Raw genomic sequence first — 17,370 nt, forward strand, 5'->3', positions numbered from 1 at the left:
CCTCCTGCCCGCACGTCCAAGCGACCGGCGTCGCCGGCCGCCCCTCCGCCGGCGCCGGATCAGGTCTGGGCGGGTGCCGGCGCGGGTTCGGGCGCGGCCCGGAGGTCGCGCTCGTAGCATACGCTCTGCGCGCAGGCCGCATACGGGCCGTAGCGCGGGATCCCGCGGTATCCGCAGCGCTCGTAGAGCCGCATCGCCTCCGGCTGCTCCACCCCGGTCTCCAGCCGCATCCAAACCGCACCGCGCTCGCGGCCGGCGTCCTCGAGCGCGTGCAGCAGCGCCGCGCCGATCCGGCGGCCCCGCCAGGCGGGCACCACGTACATCCGCTTCAGCTCGAAGGTGTTTTCGTTGAGGCGCCGCAGCCCGCCGCAGCCCACCACCTCGCCGCCGGGGGACTCGGTGGCCGCCAGGAACACCGCGGTGTTCGCGGCCGAGGGCTTCTCACCCTGCTCGAGGTCGCCGCCGTAGCGTCGGACCGTCTCGGCCTCCTGGTCGCGGCGCAGCCGGACGCCGACGGGGTCGTCCCAGGCCATCTCGCCGATCTCGATGTGCACGATGGACCAGGATAGCCGCGCCGGCGCGGGCCGGCCTCACCGGTCGTCGGCGCCCAGCCGGTAGAGGACGTGCCGTTTCAGCGGATGGCTCTCCGGCAGAGCCGGATGGTCGAAGTCGTCGGCGGAGGAGTGGCGCATGCCCAGCCGCCGCATCACCGCGCGCGAGCGGACGTTGGCGGGGACGGTGAAGGAGACGATCTCGCCCAGTCCGCACTCGTCGAACCCGAACGCCACGGCGGCCCTGGCAGCCTCGGTGGCATAGCCGCGGCCCCAGGCGTGGCGTGCCAGCCGCCAGCCCACTTCCACGGCCGGGGTGAAGTGCGCGGGAAAGACGGTCTGCTGCAGTCCGGTGAAGCCGACGAACTCGCCGGTGGCGGCGACCTCGACCGCCCACAGGCCGAAGCCGTGCTCGGCCAGGTGCGCCTCGATGCGGCCGACCCCGGTGTCGGACTCGCGGCGCGTCCGCAGCCGCGGAAAGTGCTCCATGACCGCGGGGTCGGCGTTGAGCCGGGCGAAGGGCTCCCGGTCGGCGGCCCGCCAGCCGCGCAGCAGCAGACGGGGAGTGCGCAGCCGCACGTCGTCGTCCATGGCGCCAGGGTATCGGCGCCCGCCCGGGCCCGCGGCGCCTGCGCACGCGGGGTCCGGGCGGGCCGCGGGCTCAGGCGTTGGGCGGTAGGCCGGTGCCCGCGCCCCGGCGGCGGAGGCGCACCGGGTCCGGCCGGAGCGGGGGCGCCCCCGCCTCCTCGGCGCCCTGCACCCGAAAGCCCGCGTCGCGCACCATCTGCAGGTCCTCGGCGCCGGGCCCGCCCTCGCTGGTCAGGTAGTCGCCCAGGAAGACCGAGTCGGCCAGGTGCAGCGCGAGCGGCTGGAGGCCGCGCAGGTGGATCTCGCGCCCGCCGGCCAGGCGCACCTCGGAGTCGGGGAAGACCAGCCTGGCGGCGGCGAGGATGCGCAGGCAGCGCTGCGGGGTCAGCTCCCAGCGCCCGGCCAGGGGCGTGCCGTCGAAGGGGATGAGGAAGTTGACGGGCACGGAGTCGGGGTCGAGTCCGCGCAGGTCCCCGAGGACGCCGACGAGGTCCTCGTCGCTTTCGCCCATGCCCGCGATCAGCCCGGAGCAGGGGGAGAGGCCCGCGTGCCGGGCCTGCCGCACGGTGTCGACGCGGTCGGCGAAGCCGTGCGTGGAGCAGATGTCGGCGTAACGCTCGCCGGAGGTGTTGAGGTTGTGGTTGTAGGCGTCGACGCCGGCCTCGCGCAGCCGCTCGGCCTGGCCGGGCGAGAGCAGCCCGAGGCAGGCGCACACCTCGACCCCGGGGTTGTCCTCCTTGATGCGGGCGACGGCGGGGGCCAGGCGGGCGACGTCGCGGTCGGTGGGGCCGCGGCCGCTGGCCACCAGGCAGACCCGCGCCGCGCCGCCCGCGACGCCGCAGGCGGCGGCGTCGCGGGTCTGCTCGGCGCTCAGCCAGGTGTAGGTGACGATGTCGGCGGTGGAGCCCAGCCGCTGGGAGCAGTAGGCGCAGTCCTCGGGGCACAGCCCGCTTTTGAGGTTGACCAGGTAGTTGAGCTTGACGCGGTCGCCGAAGAACCGGCGGCGCACCCGGCCGACGGCTGCGACCAGCTCCAGCAGTCCCTCGTCGGGCCAGGACAGGACGCTGAGCAGGTCCGCGCGGGAGGGGCGTTCGCGGCGCAGGGCCGCCTGGGCGAGTCCGGCCGCGGCGGGCCGGTGTTCGGGTCGGGCCATGGACACGATCCTGGGCCGCCGGGGTCCCGCGGGCCATCGGGCGAACCGGCCAAAGTTCGGGCGCCGGAGTTTGTGCGGGTCGCCCTCGCACCCCTCCAGCCTCGCCACCGGGCACCCGCGCGCGGGCGGGGCGGCACGCAGCCGCTTTGCGCGCTACACGCGCCCGCTCCGCGGATCGTCGAGCCCGCGCCGCACCGCCGGGTTCCGACCGTCCCAGCGGCGGCCACCGTTCCGGTCGGAGGTAAGGCCCGGTCTCATGCGCGGCGCCCGGTCAGGGCCAACAGGCGGCTCTGGGGGCCGGCGTCGTCGCCGACCGGCACCTCCGGTGCGAACAGGGCGCCCGCGCCCGGGCTCCGCCCGCCCAACCAGTCCAGCAGCGCCTCGACCAGGCCGGGGTCGAGCTTCTCGTCGTCGCCGATGGCGCGGGCCAGGTCCCAGGCGTGCACGCCCAGGTCGAAGGTCATCTGCCAGAGGTAGCGCTCGCCCTCGGCGTCGCCGAAGGACAGGTGCACGGTCCGCTCCAGGGCGCCCGGCTGCAGCCAGGCCGACCGCGACTCGCGGGAGGCGACCTCCCAGGTGGCCACGGGCTCCTCGCCGAGCACGTCGCCCTCGTAGCGGTCGCCGGCCTCCTCGATGCGGCCGCCGGCGAGCAGGAACGGCACCCACAGCTGCTCGCCGGTGAGGTGGTTGAGCAGGTCGTGCACGTCCCAGTCGGCGCACGGAGTGGGGTCGGCCCACTGCGTCACCCGGATGGCGCGGACCCTGCGGTCGAACTCCGCCATGGCCCGGCCGTGCAACTCCAGCAGGTCGGTCATCGTGCTTTCCCCCTCGGACTGTGGCATGGGCGATGCGTGTCCCTACCCGGCGCACCGGGAGGGCAATCGGGCGTCCGCCCGGCGAACGGCCCGGGCGGAGCAAGGCTCAGGCGACCAGGTCCCAGCCCTCGCCGCGCAGCTCGGCGGCGATGCGCGCCATCACTCCCTGCAGGGCGGCCGGCGTGGGCACGACCCCTTCGGCGAGCAGCAGGTCGCGGGAGTAGGCCTCGCGCTCGGCGGCGCCGACCTCGGAGCGCGGGCAGACGCGCGCGGTGCCCTCGGCCGACACGGCGATGACCGCATCGGTCGTGGCGTGCATCAGGGCCACCAGGTGGCCGAAGAGCGTGGAGGGAGCGTGCATTGGTCCTTCCGGGGTCGCAGGGCGTCGCGGCCAGTGTCTCAGCCCACGGGCGAATCGCGGGTATCGGAGAGTACGCAAGTCGTATTCTTCATCGACCGAATTGGAGAACCGCAGGACACGGGGCCGACTCCGGCGCCCGAGGCAAACAGCCCGACGTGTGCCGCCCGACGGGGGCCGCGGGTACGGGCGTGCGGCGGCCCCGGCCCCGCGGCCCCACCGGCCCGCCCGAGGGCCGCGGGGCCGCGAACCGTAGCCTGGAACGCACCGCCGCCGAGCCACGGGAGCCGCATGCGCCTACTGCTCGTGGACAACCACGACTCCTACACCTTCAACCTGTTCCAGCTGATCGCACGGGCCGCGGGTGGCGAACCCGACGTGTGGGCCAACGACGACGCGCGCCTGCGTGACGCGGGCCCCGGCGGACTGGCGGGCTACGACGCCGCGGTGGTCTCGCCCGGCCCCGGCCGCCCCGCGCGCCCCCGCGACGTGGGCCTGCTCGGCGCCGCGCTGAACCGCGCACCCGAGGTCCCCGTGTTCGGCGTGTGCCTGGGGCACCAGGCGCTCGTGCACCTGGCCGGCGGAGAGATCGCGGTCGCCCCCGTACCGCGCCACGGCCACCTCAGCCGCATCGGCCACGTCGGACGGGGCCTCTTCGCCGGGATTCCGCAGGACTTCACCGCCGTGCGCTACCACTCGCTGGCCGCGCGAACACCGCTGCCGGCGGAGCTGGAGGCGACGGCCTTCGCCGAGGACGGCGTCGTCATGGCCGTGCGGCACCGCTCCCTGCCGCGGTGGGGCGTGCAGTTCCACCCCGAGTCCGTCTCGTCCGAGCACGGGGCCGAACTCGTCGCCAACTTCCTGCGCATGGCCGCCGGGCACCCCCGGCCCGCCGCCCGCGCGGCCCGCCCCGCCTCCGCCGGCCGCGCACGGGCGCCCGAAGGACCGGCCGTCCGCGGCGCCGCCCCCGGGCCCCCGCCCCCGCACGTGCGCACCCTGGAGCACGCCGTGGACGCCGAGGCGGCCTTCGCCCGCCTCTACGCCGCCCGCAGCCACGCCTTCTGGCTGGACAGCAGCCGCACCGGCGGCACCGCCCGCTTCTCCTTCCTCGGCGACGCCGGGGCGCCCGGCGGCGAGGTGCTGACCTACCGCGCCGGCGAGGGCGCGGTCTCCGTCGCCCCCGCGGACGGGCCGCCGCTCCGCGAGGGCGGGACGATCTTCGACGCCCTGCGCCGGCGCCTCCCCGCCCGGCCCGCTCCCCCCGACGGGCTGCCCTTCGACTTCACCGGCGGCTACGTGGGCTACTTCGGCTACGAGCTCAAGGCCGACTGCGCAGGCGCGGCCGCCCACCGCTCGCAGGCGCCCGACGCCGTCTGGCTGCGCTGCGACCGCCTGGTCGCCGTCGACCACGAGGGCGATCGCACTTACCTCGTCGCCCGCGGCCCCGGGGCCGCGGGCTGGGCCGAGGAGACCGCCGCCGCCCTGGCCGGGCTCGGCCCCGCCCCGCCGCCCGCACCGGCGCCGGCGCCGCCCGGCGGCGACCTGGAGCCGCTGCTGGAGCGCAGCCGCGAGGGCTACCTCACCGACGTCAAGGAGTGCCTGCGCCGGCTGGAGGAGGGCGAGAGCTACGAGATCTGTCTGACCAACCGGCTGCACACCGCCGCTCCAGCCGACGACCTGGACTTCTACCGCCGGCTGCGCCGCGCCGCCCCCGCCCCCTACGCCGCCCTGCTGCGGCTGGGCTCCACCACGGTGCACAGCGCCTCGCCCGAGCGGTTTCTGCGCGTCGACGCCTCGGGAACCGCCGAGAGCCGCCCGATCAAGGGCACCGCACCCCGCGGCGCCGACGCCGCGGCCGACGCGCGCATCGCCGAGGAGCTGCGCACCGGTGCCAAGACCCGCGCCGAGAACCTGATGATCGTGGACCTGCTGCGCAACGACCTGGGACGGGTCTGCGAGGTCGGCAGTGTGCAGGTGCCGCGGTTCATGTACACCGAGTCCTACAGCACCGTCCACCAGCTGGTCTCCACCGTGCGCGGGCGGCTGCGCGCGGACGTGCACCCGGTCGACGCGGTGCGCGCGTGCTTCCCCGGCGGGTCGATGACCGGCGCGCCCAAGGTGCGCACGATGGAGATCATCGACCGGCTGGAAGGCTCGGCGCGGGGCGTGTACTCCGGCGCGCTGGGCTATCTGTCCCACCAGGGCACCGCGGACCTCAGCATCGTCATCCGCACGGCGGTGCGTCGGGGGCCGGATCTGGCCATCGGCGCCGGCGGCGCGATCGTGCTGGACTCGGTGCCCGCGGAGGAGTACGCGGAGATGCTGCTCAAGGCCGCCGTCCCGCTGAGCGGCGGTCGGCCCGCGCCGCTCCCGGCCGCGCGCGGCCGGTGCGACAATACGCGTCGTCGGCACACGAGCACACGCGAGGACGGCCTATGACCCAGCCCTTCGACCCGGGCCCCTTCGACGGCTCCGGCGGCCGTCCCCCGCAGGAACCGCCCCGCCCCGGCTTCGCCCCCGCCGACCCGGCGCCCGGCCCGGCGGGGGTGCCGCCCGGCCCGCCGCCGGGGCGGGCGCCGCGGCCCCCGGCGGCCGACCAGACGCCGCGCCTGGTCGCGGCCTGCGTCGACCTGGTGCTTTCCGTGCTGATCCTCTACGCCGGGTTCATCCTGGTGATGCTGGCCAACCTGGCGGCGGTCACCCTACTGGGGCTGCCCGACAACCGGACCTCGGTGACCGCGGGCACGGTGCTCGCCTGCGCCGTCGCCCTGGCCGCGGTGGTGTGCTACCACTGGCTGCCCGTCGCCCGGCGCGGCCAGACCCTGGGCAAGCGGATCGCCGGCATCCGCGTGGTCGCCTCCGCCACCGGACTGCCGCCGGCTCGCGGTCGGGCCGCCGGGCGCGCCGCCGTGACCGCCCTGCTCGTGCTGCCCTGCCTGCTCGGCCACCTCGTCAGCGGCATCCTGGTCGCCAGCGGCGGCGCGGCCGGCCGGTCGCTGCCCGACCGCGCCGCGCGGACCCGGGTCGTGGCCGCCTGACCGGCTACGCCGGGCGCAGGTCGGCGGCCGCGCGGGCCAGCGCCTGCACATGCTCCCAGTCGCCGGCCGCGACGGCGTCCTCCGGGGTGAGCCAGGTGCCGCCGACACAGCCCACGTTGGGCAGCGCCAGGTAGTCGGGCGCCGAGGCGGCCGTGATGCCGCCGGTGGGGCAGAACCGCACCTGCGGCAGCGGGCCCGACAGCGACTTCAGGTACGGGCGCCCGCCCGCCGCCTCGGCCGGGAAGAACTTCATCGCCGCGGCACCGCGCTCCAGCAGCGCCAGGGCCTCCGAGGCCGTGGCCACACCCGGCAGCGCCGGCAGGCCGGTGGCGGCCATCGCCTCGTACAGGGCGGGGGTGCATCCGGGCGAGACCAGGAAGGCGGCCCCCGCCGCGGCCGCCTGCTCGGCCTGCTCGGGCGTGGTGACCGTGCCGGCGCCCACCGCGGCCTCGGACACCTCGGCGGCGATCCGCTCGACGGCCTCCAGCGCAGCACCGGTGCGCAGGGTCACCTCCACGGCCGGCAGGCCGCCCGCCACCAGCGCGCGGGCCAGCGGCACCGCGTCGGCGGCGTCGGAGAGCACCACCACCGGGATCACCGGCGCCAGCTGGAAGAGGTCCTCACTGCTGCGCGGGTTCATCCGCACCTCCTTGCACGGGGTCGAGGCACTGGTCGAGCCGGGCGGCCGCGCCCAGCAGCGCCGGTTCCTGCGCCACGATCAGCATCGTGGCGACGCTCTGCAGATAGCCGGCCATGCGGTGCTTGTCCTCGAAGCGGCGCCGGAAGCCGCTGGACTGCACGACCGGGATGATACGCGGCAGGATCCCGCCGCCCAGGAAGACGCCCCCGGTCGCGCCCAGCGTCAGCGCCACGTTGCCCGCGAAGCCGCCCAGCAGGCAGCAGAACACGTCCAGCGTCTCGGCGCAGTGCGGGTCCCGCGGCGCCGCGGCGCAGATCTCGGCGGCCGTGCGCCGCGGCGCGCCGAGCCCGCGCACCTCGGCGAGCGCGTCGTGCAGCCGGGCGAGCCCGGGACCGCACAGCAGGCACTCGGCGGTGACCGCGCCCTGGCGGGCGCGCAGGAGGCGCACCACCTCCAGTTCGCGCTCCTCGACCGCGGGCACGTCCACGTGGCCGCCCTCGCCCGGGACCGGGGCCCAGCCGCCGGCCGCGGGCACCAGGCCGGCGACGCCCAGCCCGGTGCCCGGGCCCAGCACCGCCATGGGGCGATCGGGCGCCGCCGGGGGGCCGCCCAGCGGGAGCACGTCGTCCTCACCCAGCCGCGGCAGCGACAGCGCCAGGGCGGCGAAGTCGTTGACGACCTCCAGGCGGTCCAGGCCGAGGCGGTCGCGGGTGGCGGAGGCGGAGAAGTCCCAGTGGGAGTTGGTCAGCCGGATGCGGTCGCCGCCCACGGGCCCGGCCACCGCCACGCACGCCGCTCCGGGACGCGCGGGAGCGTCCACCTGCTCCAGGTAGGCCGCGGCCGCCGCGCCCAGGTCGGCGTGTTCGGCGCCCTCCAGCCGGCGCACCCGGGCCGGGCGGGTCCCCGGCGCCTCCACCAGGCCGAACCGGGCGTTGGTGCCGCCGATGTCGGCGACCAGCCACGGGCGCCGCTCGGACGGCGGCTGAGGCCGGCTCACCGCAGCGCCCCGAAGACGCCGGCACCGCGCTCGGCCGGGCCCACGGCCTGGCGGAAGGCGGCGAACAGCTCGCGGCCGGTGCCGGCGGCCGAGTCCGCGGCCGGCTCGGCGGCCGGACGCTCGTCCAGGTCGTCGGCGCCCCGCACCTCCAGCACGCCCGCGGAGGCGTCCAGGCGGACGAGGTCGCCGTCGCGCACCCGCGCCAGCGGCCCGCCCGCCGCGGCCTCGGGGGAGACGTGGATGGCGGCGGGCACCTTGCCCGAGGCCCCCGACATGCGGCCGTCGGTGACGAGCGCGACCTTGTGGCCGCGGTCCTGCAGCACCCCCAGCGGCGGCGTGAGCTTGTGCAGCTCGGGCATGCCGTTGGCGCGCGGGCCCTGGAAGCGCACGACCGCCACCACGTCGCCGTCCAGCTCGCCGGCGGAGAACGCCTCCTGCAGCCGGGCCTGGCTGTCGAAGACGCGCGCGGGCGCCTCGACGACGTGGTGCTCCGGCTCCACCGCCGAGACCTTGACCACCGCCCGGCCGAGGCTGCCGCGGACCATGCGCAGGCCGCCGTCGGCGCTGAAGGGGTCGTCGGTGCCGCGCAGCACCGTGGTGTCGGTGCTCTCCTCGGGCTCCTCATCCCAAATCAGGCCGTCGGCGCCGAGGGCGGGGCGCCGGCGGTAGCGGTCCAGGCCGGCGCCGGCGACGGTGGCGACGTCCTCGTGCAGCAGCCCGCTGTCCAGCAGCCGGCCGATCAGGTACGCCATGCCGCCGGCCTCGTGGAAGCGGTTCACGTCGGCGGCGCCGTTGGGGTACATGCGGGCCAGCAGCGGCACGACCTCCGACAGTGCGGCGAAGTCGTCCCAGGTCAGCTCGATTCCGGCGGCCTGGGCCACCGCCACCAGGTGCAGGGTGTGGTTGGTCGAGCCGCCCGTGGCCAGCAGCGCGACCACCGCGTTGACGACGGCGCGCTCGTCGACGACCTCGCTGATGGGGGTGTAGCGCTCGCCCAGCGCCGTCAGGCCCGTCACCGCCCGCCCGGCCGCGGCGGTCAGCGCGGTGCGCAGCCCGCTGCCGGGCTGTTCGAAGCTGGCGCCGGGCAGGTGCAGGCCCATGACCTCCATCAGCATCTGGTTGGAGTTGGCGGTGCCGTAGAAGGTGCAGGTACCCGGCGCGTGGTAGGCGGCCGACTCGGCCTGCAGCAGCTCGGCGCGGTCGGCCTTGCCCTCGGCGAAGCGCTGGCGGATTCCGGCCTTCTCCTTGTTGGGCAGGCCTGAGGGCATGGGTCCGGCGGGCACGAACGCGACCGGCAGGTGGCCGAAGGACAGGGAGCCGATCAGCAGTCCGGGCACGATCTTGTCGCACACGCCCAGCATCAGCGCACCGTCGAACATGTCGTGGGACAGCGCGACGGCGGTGGCCATCGCGATCACGTCGCGGCTGAACAGGGACAGCTCCATGCCCGCGCGGCCCTGGGTGATGCCGTCGCACATGGCGGGCACGCCGCCGGCGAACTGGGCGACGCCGCCGGCCTCGCCGACGGCCTCCTTCAGCAGCGCCGGGTAGTCGGCGAGCGGCTGGTGGGCCGAGAGCATGTCGTTGTAGGCCGAGACGATCGCGATGTTGGGCTTGGCGGAGTGGCCCAGCGCGAGCTTGTCGCCCGGAGAGCAGGCGGCGAACCCGTGGGCGAGGTTGGTGCAGCCCAGCCCGGAGCGGGCCGGGCCCTCGGCGGCCGCCGCGCGCATCCGCTCCAGGTAGGCGCTGCGGGTGTCGGCGCTGCGTTCGGCGATGCGCTGGGTGACCTCGGCTATCCGGGGGTGGGGCGTCATCGTGGGGGCTCCGTTCCGTGGCGGGGGAGGGTGTGCTCGGTCCGACGCGGCCGCGCCGTGCCCCCGGGCGCGGGGGCCGGGGGAGCGGGGCCGTCGGGAGGCCGGCGCGGGCCCCGTGCCGGTGCAGGGGGCGTGTCGGCGCTCCAGGGGGCGGTGGGAGGGGCGTGATCGGCGGGCGGGGCGCGCCGACGGCCGGGTGCGGGCTCCCCGGAAACATAGCGGCCGCTTCAGTTACTGGACAAGCTCACTTCTGAACATTGCTTTACAAAAGTGCACATGTTCGCGTCGGTTGCGTGCGGAAGCATGGTTCAATTGGGCATGCCCCGCAGCAAGGCCGCATCCGCCGCCCCCGCCTCCAGCGGACGCGTGCTGGAGCTCATCCGCACCGGCGAAGCCGCCACCCGCACCGAGATCGGCCGACTGACCGGGCTGTCGCGGCCCGCTGTGGCGCTGCGCGTCACCGAGCTGCTGCGCCACGGCCTGGTCACCGAGGGCGCGACCGCACCCTCCAGCGGCGGCCGCCCGCCCGCCCGACTGGAGTTCAACGCGGCCGGCGGCGTGGTCCTCTCCGCCGTACTGGGTATCTCCCGCAGCCAGGCCGCGGTCTACGACCTGGGCGGCGGCCTGCTGGCCGTCGCCGGAGGCTCGCCCGAGGTCGAGCACGGCCCGCACATCGCCCTGCCCTGGCTGCTGGACACCTGGCAGCGGCTGCTGGAGGAGTGCGGGTGCAGCGCCGCGGACGTGCGCGGCAGCGGCATCGGCGTGCCCGGCACCGTCGAGTTCGCCACCGGGCGCACCGAGACCCCGCCGGTGCTGGCCGGGTGGGGCGGCGCGGACATCGCGCCCCTGGTGGCCGAGCGGTTCGCCGCCCCCGTCGTGGTCGACAACGACGTCAACGCCATGGCGCTGGGCGAGCACCGCGCCGTGCACCCCGGCGTCGGAGACCTCCTGTTCGTCAAGGTCTCCACCGGCATCGGCGCGGGCGTCGTCGCCGGCGGCGCCCTGCTGCGCGGCTCGCTGGGCGCGGCCGGAGAGATCGGGCACATCCCCGTGCGCGACGGCGGCGGCACGCCCTGCCGCTGCGGCAACACCGACTGCCTGGAGGCGGTGGCGGCCGGACCGGCGCTGCTGGAGCGCATGGCCGAGCAGGGGCGCCCGGTCGCGGGCGTGGCCGAGCTCGCCGGCCTCGCCCAGGAGGGCGACCCCGACGCCGTGCGACTGGTGCGCCAGGCCGGCCGCAGGCTGGGCGAGGTGCTGGCGGGGGCGGTCAACCTGCTCAACCCCGAGGTGATCGTGCTGGGCGGGCTGTTGGGCCGGGCCCACGACCACCTGGTCGCCGGAGTGCGCGAGGTCGTCTTCAAGCGCTCCATCCCGCTGGCCACCCGCCAGCTGCGCGTGGTCGGCAACCGCAGCGGCGAGCAGGCGGGGCTGCGCGGCGCCGCGGCCGCGGTGCTGGAGAGCGTCCTGGCGCCCGAGGCCGTCAACGCCCGCATCGCCGCGCAGCGGTGAGCGCTCGGCGAGCGATCCGAACCTCCGTTGCGCGGGTTCGGATCCGCTGGCTAGGCTGGGAGCGGCGGTGTTTCGCGCCCAACCTCCCTACCGGTGCTCACGCCACCGGCGTCGGCGGAGGCAAAGGGGACCTCGCGTTCTCGAAACAGCGCGTCGCATACCCGATCGGTCCGCGGCGGAGCCGGAGCGTGAGTCCGCTCGGCCGTTGCGTGGCCAAGGAGTATGCGATGACCGGCAACAAGTCGTTCAAGAGCCGGGTGCGCGCCCGCATGGAGAAGACCGGCGAGAGCTACACCGCCGCACGCCGCCACCTCGTCGGCGCGGCCGAGGACTCCGCCGCCCCCGATGCGACCGCCCCCGCCGGCCCCCGCCCCGAGGGCGTCAGCGCCCTGCTGCCGCCCGACGCCTCAGTGCGCGAGCGCACCGGACGCGGGATCGAGGAGTGGTTCGCCCTGCTCGACGAATGGGGCGCCCGGCAGCGCACCCACACCGAGATCGCCCGCCACCTCACCGCCGACCAGGGCGTGGACGGCTGGTGGGCGCAGTCGGTCACCGTGGCCTACGAGCAGAGCCGCGGTATGCGGGCCCCCGGCCAGCGCTCCGACGGCTCCTTCTCGGCCACCGCGAGCAAGACCGTCGCGGTCTCCGCCGATCGCCTCTTCGCCGCCTTCGCCGACTCCGGGGTGCGCGAGCGGTGGCTGCCCGGCGCCCCACTGCGGGTGCGCACCGCCACCCCGGCCAGGTCGTGGCGCGCCGACTGGTCGGGCGCCGGCGCCGGACGGCTGGTGGCGGCCTTCACCGCCAAGGGGCCGGACAAGGCGGCCGTCTCCCTCGAGCACGAGAAGCTGCCCGACGCGGAGGCGGCCGCGGCGATGCGCACCCACTGGCGCGAGCGCCTCCAAGCCCTCAAGCACCTGCTCGAAGACTCCTGACCCGGCAGGCGGCCCGGCCTGGCGGCAGCATCCGGGCCGCCCGCCGCAATGCCGTCTGGCAGAGGGCCTGCGCCGGTTGCCGAGTAGTGCGCGTGGGGTGCCGGCGCACCGTTGTGCTTGCGGGGGGTTTAGCGGGCCTGGCGGGGTGCCGTGCGGTAGTGGGTGGTCATCCGGCCCGCGTCGTCGAGGACGTGGAAGGCCACCGCCGGGGGGTGGGTCTCGTAGGCGCTGCGGGCGTCCTCCCACGGCAGCGGCGACATCCCGACCGTGCCGGGCGCGACCAGCAGCGGGCGCTGGGCGAACGCGGTGGCCGCCGGCGTGTGGGCGTGGCCGCACAGCAGGCCGGCCACCTGCGGGTGGCGCGACAGCAGCACCGCCAGCCGGTCGGGCCCCTGCATGGCGATCCCGTCGACGTAGGGCACGTGCAGGGGGACCGGAGGATGGTGGAACCCCAGCACCACCGGGGTGCCGCGCAGCCCGGTGAGGGTCTCCTCCAGCCACTCCAGCGTCTCCTCGGAGAGCAGGCCGCCGGCCTCGCCGGGCACCGTGGAGTCGCACAGCACGACGGCGCCGCCGCCGGTGCGGTGCACCGCGTTGACCGGGGCCTCGCCGGCGGCCTTCTCGCCCAGCACCACCCGGCGGAAGGCCGCCCGCCCCTCGCCGACGTCGTGGTTGCCGGGACAGCTCACCACCGAAAGCCGCCCCGACAGCAGCGCGCGGGCCTCCTCCAGTTCGCCGACCGCGCCGTGCTCGGTCAGGTCGCCGGTGACGACCAGGGCGTCCAGCGAGCCGGCGATCCCGTTGAGGTAGGCCATCACCTGCTCGACCCGCTCGCGGGAGCGGGCGCCGCCGTCGATGTGCAGGTCGCTGATGTGGGCCAGGGTGATCAAGGTCCGTCCTTCGCGCGTATTCGGCCGTGGGGGCGGGCCGGCGCTGCGGCCCGGGACCGAACTCTAGCCGCGGAACGCGGCCGCTTCCTGCGCCGGAGGCGGTGTCGTCGGCACCGGCGCCGCTCCTCGCGCTCACCGGCCGGCGCTTCCCGGGCTGGCGTGCCAGAGCTTGCGCGGCGCCGCAGCGGCGCCCGCCGGCGCGATGTCGGCGTAGGTCGACAGCTCGTAGCCGTTGGCGTAGCGGATCCGCCGCCCGCCGACGCCGCTGACCGGCACGCTCTCGGGATCTTTTTCCAAGCGCTCGCGCAGCGCCGCAGCGGCGCCCTCGCCGCCCTCGTGCCAGATCCGCGCCAGCTCCTCCAGGTCGTAGGCGTGGGTGGCGTTGACCGTCGCCATGCCCGAGCCGACCCGGCGCACCCTGCCGCGCACCGCCAGCAGCCAGGACCCGAAGACGGTGGCGGCGCAGCGCTCCTGCACCGACTCGAAGAACGTCAGGTCCACCAGGCCGGTGGCGTCGTCCAGTGTGGTGAAGATGATGCGCTGGCCCGAGCGCACCGCCGGGGTCTGGGTGGCCACCTTCACCCCCAGCACCAGCACCTGCGAGCCGGCCGGGACCGCGGCCAGGTCGCGGGCGCGCACCGCGCCGCACAGCGCGCCCAGGGCGGCGGTCAGCTCCGCGTAGCAGTCCAGCAGGTGCCGGGAGGCGTCGTAGCCCAGCACCTCGAGCTCGGCCTGGACCGCGTCCACCGGCGTCATCGGCGGCAGCCCCCGGTCGCAGGGCTCCTCGGCGGCGGCCTCCAGGGCGATGGGCAGCTGACCGCCGCCCAGCGACCGGCGGGCGGCGCGGTCCAGCGCGCTCACCCGCAGCAGCAGGTCGCGCCGGCTCGGGCCGCCCGGGTGCGGGGAGCCCTCGTCGATGCCGTAGAGGGAGTCGAAGGCGCCCACCCGCACCAGCCCCTCCAGCACGCCGCGGGAGAGGCGGGCCCGGTTGGCGGCGTCGTTCAACGAGGCGTAGGGGCGCCCGGCCGCGAGCGCGTCGATCTCGGCGTCGGTGATGCCCTTGACGTCGGCCAGCGCGGCGCGGATGCCCGGCCCGCCCTGCGGCGCGGTCTCCACGCGCCACTCGCGCCCGGAGCGGTTGACGTCCACGCCCAGCACCGCGACGCCGAAGCGGCGGGCGTCGTCGAGGATGGCGCGGCGCGGGTACATGCCCGGGTCGTGGGTGAGGACCCCGGCGTAGAAGGCCGCCGGGTGGTGCCGCTTCAGCCACGCCGACTGGTAGGTGGGCAGCGCGAACGCCGCGGCGTGGGCCTTGCAGAACCCGAAGGCGCCGAAGGAGGAGAGGATCCGCCAGACCTCCTCGACCACCGGCTCGCTGTGGCCGCAGTCGCGGGCCATGGCCGTGAAGCGCAGGCGCACCTCCTCCTTGCCCTCGTCGGTGCCCAGCTGCCGGCGCATCGCCTCGGCCTGGTCCAGCCCGCAGCCGGTCATGGCGTGCAGCACGGCCGCGACCTGCTCGTGGAAGACGACCACCCCGCCGGTCGAGGCCAGTACCCGCGACAGCACCGGGCTGGGGGCCTCGGGGTCGCGCTCGCCGTCGCGCGCGGCGATGAAGGGGGTGATCATGTCGCTGTTGACCGGGCCGGGGCGGAACAGCGAGATGTCGGCGATGAGGTCGTCCATGCTGTCCGGGCGCAGCCGGCTGACCAGCTCGCGCTGGCCGGGCGACTCGATCTGGAAGCAGCCCAGGGTGGCCGAGGAGCGGATCATCGCATAGGTCGCGGGGTCGTCGTCGGGCAGCGAGTCGAGGTCGATGCGCGCGCCCCCGGTGCGCTCGACCTCCGACAGCGCGTGCGTCATGGCCGACTGCATGCGCACCCCGAGGACGTCGAGCTTGATCAGTCCCATCTCCTCGACGTCCTCCTTGTCGTACTGGACCATGTCGTAGCCGATCCGGCTGGGCTCCAGCGGCGCCCGGTCGCCCAGGGAGGCGTCGGAGACGACGATTCCGCAGGGGTGCAGGGCGATGTGGCGGGGCAGCCCGTCCAGGCGCTCGGCCAGCCTGAACAGCGTCTCCACCGGGTAGTCGGCCAGGCCGCCGGAGCGCAGTTCGGGCAGGTCGGCGCAGGCCGCCCGGATCTGGCGGGCGCGGATGTGCGGGAACGCCTTGGCCAGCACGTCGATCTCGTGCGGCGGGATGCCCATCACCGAGCCCACGTCGCGGATGGCGCTGCGTGCGCGGTAGGTCTCCATCATCGACACGCAGGCGGCGTCGGGGTAGGCGTCCAGGATCACCCGGTAGGCGTCCAGCCGGCGGGCCGACTCCACGTCCAGGTCGATGTCGGGCAGGCCGGTGCGGCTGTCGGTGAGGAAGCGCTCCATCAGCAGCCCGTGGGCCAGGGGGTCCACGGCCGAGATGCCGATGAGGCGGTTGACCAGGCTTCCGGCGCCCGAGCCGCGGATGGAGCAGCGGATGCCCTGCTCGCGGATGCGGTGGGCGATGTCGGCCACGGTCAGGAAGTAGGCGCAGAACCCCTTGCGTTCGATGACCGCCAGTTCGTGGGCGAGCCGGGAGCGGGCGCGCCGGTCGCCCTCCAGGCCCAGCCGGGCCATCCCCTCCCGGCAGGTCAGCCACAACCGCTCGCGGGCGGCGGGGATGTCGGGCAGGTGGTGGCGGTCCATGCCCAGGTCGGCGCCGGGGTCCAGGCGGCAGGAGGCGGCCAGGGCGCGGGTGTGGGCCAGCAGCCGCCGCACGGCGGTGCGGTCGGGGCCGCAGATCCGCTCGGCGACCTCGGTCATCTCGGCGGTGGTCTTCAGGTAGGCCTGGGACCCGCCGGACTCGGACGGCGCCCCGCCGCCCGGCAGCCAGCGCCGCGCCTCGTCCAGGACGCGGGCGACCTCGGCGCCGGAGCGGCGGGGATAGCGCACGGCGTTGCCCAGTACCGCCAGGGTGCGGGTCTCCTCGGCCAGGCGCAGCATCGCGGTCGCCCGGCGGTGCTGGGCGGGCCCGTAGTGGTCGACCAGCTCGACGGCGGTCTCGGCGGCCTCGCGCCAGGCCTCCAGGCACCGGCGGGCGCGCTCCATGCGGTGCTCGGCCGCCGCCAGGCCGACGTCGGACTCGGGTCCGGCGAGCACGACCAGCCCTTCGGCGTGCTCGGCCACCATCGCGTGGGAGACGGCGGGAACACCGCGCGCCCCGGCGGCGTGTGCGGCGCTGACCAGCCGGCACAGGGAGGCCCAGCCGCGCCGGCCGCGGGCCAGCACGACCACCCGCCCGCCCTCGGGCGCGGCCACGGCCAGGTCGGCACCCAGAACCGGGGCGATCCCGACCCGCTCGCAGGCGCGCACGTGCTTGACCGCGCCGTAGAGGCCGTCGCGGTCGGTCAGCGCGAGCATGTCCATGCCCAGTTCGGCCGCGCGCTCGACCAGCGCGTGCGGCGGCGCGGTGCCGTGGCGCATCGACGCCGAGGAGGCGGTGTGCAGGTGCGCGAAGGCGTCGGTCATCAGCGTCGGCCCTTCGGGCGCGCCGCGGTGGTGACGAGTACTGCGGCCATGGCTCCCCCCGTTGGCTCGGCCAAAGCGGGGCAGTCGGCGCCGCGCCCGGGGAAGAGGGCCGAAATCGAACCCGTGTACGAATACTAGCGCACGGATGATCATGGATAAAACCATGAGCAGGCAAATCACGGTCGCGGCCCGTGCCGAGGCCCTCCCGGATGCGGCGTGGCGGCGGGGGTTCCCATCTTCCGCGGCGCCACGATGGTGGCGCGCGGCACACCCGTCACCCGGGCGGCGAACCGGCGCCGCGCCCCGAACACGGGGCGCCGATCCCACCCCTTACCCGAGACGGAGACGCCCGGCCATGTGGAGCGGAATCTGGAGCGACCTGATGATCATCGGCGTGCCGCCGGCGGAGAAGGTGATCCGCACGGTCGCGGTCTACGCGGCGCTGGCGGTGCTGCTGCGCGTCCTGGGCAAGCGCGACACCGCCCAGCTCAACACCATGGACCTGGCCGTGATGCTGCTGCTGGCCAATGTGGTGCAAAACGCCATCTACGAACCGACATCCCGCACCGACCCTACTCCGA

The 17,370-nt window shown here is 75.8% G+C and carries 14 protein-coding genes; 4 read left to right on the forward strand and 10 right to left on the reverse strand.

What is annotated here, in order from left to right; all coding sequences use genetic code 11:
* Window positions 1–59: 59 nt before the first annotated feature.
* From ABD284_RS11965 to ABD284_RS11985, 5 genes are all read right to left on the reverse strand, one after another.
* Window positions 60–554, reverse strand: coding sequence for a GNAT family N-acetyltransferase (locus ABD284_RS11965; protein WP_344142908.1), 495 nt, complete (start codon window positions 552–554; stop codon window positions 60–62).
* Window positions 555–590: 36 nt separating this feature from the next.
* The gene (locus ABD284_RS11970) at window positions 591–1,142 is read right to left on the reverse strand and encodes a GNAT family N-acetyltransferase (RefSeq protein ID WP_344142909.1); all 552 of its coding nucleotides are present in this window, start codon (window positions 1,140–1,142) and stop codon (window positions 591–593) included.
* A gap of 70 nt (window positions 1,143–1,212) precedes the next feature.
* The gene (gene bioB / locus ABD284_RS11975; RefSeq protein WP_344142910.1) at window positions 1,213–2,292 is read right to left on the reverse strand and encodes a biotin synthase BioB; all 1,080 of its coding nucleotides are present in this window, start codon (window positions 2,290–2,292) and stop codon (window positions 1,213–1,215) included.
* Window positions 2,293–2,546: 254 nt separating this feature from the next.
* Complete coding sequence (locus ABD284_RS11980; protein ID WP_344143259.1) at window positions 2,547–3,107, reverse strand: TIGR03086 family metal-binding protein; 561 nt, start codon at window positions 3,105–3,107, stop codon at window positions 2,547–2,549.
* A gap of 106 nt (window positions 3,108–3,213) precedes the next feature.
* Window positions 3,214–3,468, reverse strand: coding sequence for a hypothetical protein (locus ABD284_RS11985; protein ID WP_344142912.1), 255 nt, complete (start codon window positions 3,466–3,468; stop codon window positions 3,214–3,216).
* Between the two features lie 288 nt (window positions 3,469–3,756).
* Between ABD284_RS11985 and pabB the strand changes: the two genes are divergently transcribed.
* Together pabB and ABD284_RS11995 are read left to right on the forward strand one after the other, a co-directional pair.
* Window positions 3,757–5,904 (forward strand): aminodeoxychorismate synthase component I, encoded by a 2,148-nt coding sequence (gene pabB / locus ABD284_RS11990; protein ID WP_344142914.1) that lies wholly within the window; start codon window positions 3,757–3,759, stop codon window positions 5,902–5,904.
* The gene (locus ABD284_RS11995) at window positions 5,901–6,503 is read left to right on the forward strand and encodes an RDD family protein (RefSeq protein ID WP_344142915.1); all 603 of its coding nucleotides are present in this window, start codon (window positions 5,901–5,903) and stop codon (window positions 6,501–6,503) included. The genes pabB and ABD284_RS11995 overlap by 4 nt, the downstream gene beginning before the upstream one ends.
* Before the next feature lie 4 nt (window positions 6,504–6,507).
* On the opposite strand, the gene eda is transcribed toward ABD284_RS11995, so the two are convergent.
* From eda to edd, 3 genes are read right to left on the reverse strand one after another with little or no spacing between them, the layout of a single operon-like run.
* On the reverse strand, window positions 6,508–7,143 hold the full coding sequence (eda, locus tag ABD284_RS12000; protein WP_344142917.1) for a bifunctional 4-hydroxy-2-oxoglutarate aldolase/2-dehydro-3-deoxy-phosphogluconate aldolase: 636 nt from the start codon (window positions 7,141–7,143) through the stop codon (window positions 6,508–6,510).
* Complete coding sequence (glk, locus tag ABD284_RS12005; protein WP_344142918.1) at window positions 7,124–8,140, reverse strand: glucokinase; 1,017 nt, start codon at window positions 8,138–8,140, stop codon at window positions 7,124–7,126. Before glk ends, eda begins: the two co-directional genes overlap by 20 nt.
* Window positions 8,137–9,954: a phosphogluconate dehydratase gene (gene edd / locus ABD284_RS12010; protein WP_344142919.1), complete on the reverse strand. Its 1,818-nt coding sequence runs from the start codon at window positions 9,952–9,954 to the stop codon at window positions 8,137–8,139. The genes glk and edd overlap by 4 nt, the downstream gene beginning before the upstream one ends.
* A 318-nt stretch (window positions 9,955–10,272) precedes the next feature.
* On the opposite strand from edd, the gene ABD284_RS12015 reads away from it, so the two are divergent.
* Both ABD284_RS12015 and ABD284_RS12020 read left to right on the forward strand, forming a co-directional pair.
* On the forward strand, window positions 10,273–11,463 hold the full coding sequence (locus tag ABD284_RS12015) for an ROK family transcriptional regulator (RefSeq protein WP_344142920.1): 1,191 nt from the start codon (window positions 10,273–10,275) through the stop codon (window positions 11,461–11,463).
* Window positions 11,464–11,690: 227 nt separating this feature from the next.
* Entirely contained in the window at window positions 11,691–12,395 is a 705-nt protein-coding gene (locus tag ABD284_RS12020) for a hypothetical protein (protein ID WP_344142921.1), read from the forward strand.
* 128 nt (window positions 12,396–12,523) lie between these two features.
* Here ABD284_RS12020 and ABD284_RS12025 read toward each other — a convergent pair whose 3' ends face one another.
* Both ABD284_RS12025 and ABD284_RS12030 read right to left on the reverse strand, forming a co-directional pair.
* Complete coding sequence (locus ABD284_RS12025) at window positions 12,524–13,285, reverse strand: metallophosphoesterase (RefSeq protein ID WP_344142923.1); 762 nt, start codon at window positions 13,283–13,285, stop codon at window positions 12,524–12,526.
* Window positions 13,286–13,417: 132 nt separating this feature from the next.
* A complete protein-coding gene (locus ABD284_RS12030) occupies window positions 13,418–16,789 on the reverse strand; it encodes a DNA polymerase III subunit alpha (protein ID WP_344142925.1) in 3,372 nt (1,123 codons plus the stop codon).
* Window positions 16,790–17,370: the final 581 nt, after the last annotated feature.

Source organism: Streptomonospora arabica (assembly GCF_039531585.1).
Lineage (GTDB): Bacteria > Actinomycetota > Actinomycetes > Streptosporangiales > Streptosporangiaceae > Streptomonospora > Streptomonospora halophila.

Bases quoted from the DNA above. Each gene is read 5' to 3' on its own strand.
- ABD284_RS11970 (WP_344142909.1), bottom strand. From the start codon at position 1,142: ATGGACGACGACGTGCGGCTGCGCACTCCCCGTCTGCTGCTGCGCGGC.
- bioB (WP_344142910.1), bottom strand. From the start codon at position 2,292: ATGGCCCGACCCGAACACCGGCCCGCCGCGGCCGGACTCGCCCAGGCG.
- ABD284_RS11980 (WP_344143259.1), bottom strand. From the start codon at position 3,107: ATGACCGACCTGCTGGAGTTGCACGGCCGGGCCATGGCGGAGTTCGAC.
- ABD284_RS11985 (WP_344142912.1), bottom strand. From the start codon at position 3,468: ATGCACGCTCCCTCCACGCTCTTCGGCCACCTGGTGGCCCTGATGCAC.
- pabB (WP_344142914.1), top strand. From the start codon at position 3,757: ATGCGCCTACTGCTCGTGGACAACCACGACTCCTACACCTTCAACCTG.
- ABD284_RS11995 (WP_344142915.1), top strand. From the start codon at position 5,901: ATGACCCAGCCCTTCGACCCGGGCCCCTTCGACGGCTCCGGCGGCCGT.
- eda (WP_344142917.1), bottom strand. From the start codon at position 7,143: ATGAACCCGCGCAGCAGTGAGGACCTCTTCCAGCTGGCGCCGGTGATC.
- edd (WP_344142919.1), bottom strand. From the start codon at position 9,954: ATGACGCCCCACCCCCGGATAGCCGAGGTCACCCAGCGCATCGCCGAA.
- ABD284_RS12015 (WP_344142920.1), top strand. From the start codon at position 10,273: ATGCCCCGCAGCAAGGCCGCATCCGCCGCCCCCGCCTCCAGCGGACGC.
- ABD284_RS12020 (WP_344142921.1), top strand. From the start codon at position 11,691: ATGACCGGCAACAAGTCGTTCAAGAGCCGGGTGCGCGCCCGCATGGAG.
- ABD284_RS12030 (WP_344142925.1), bottom strand. From the start codon at position 16,789: ATGACCGACGCCTTCGCGCACCTGCACACCGCCTCCTCGGCGTCGATG.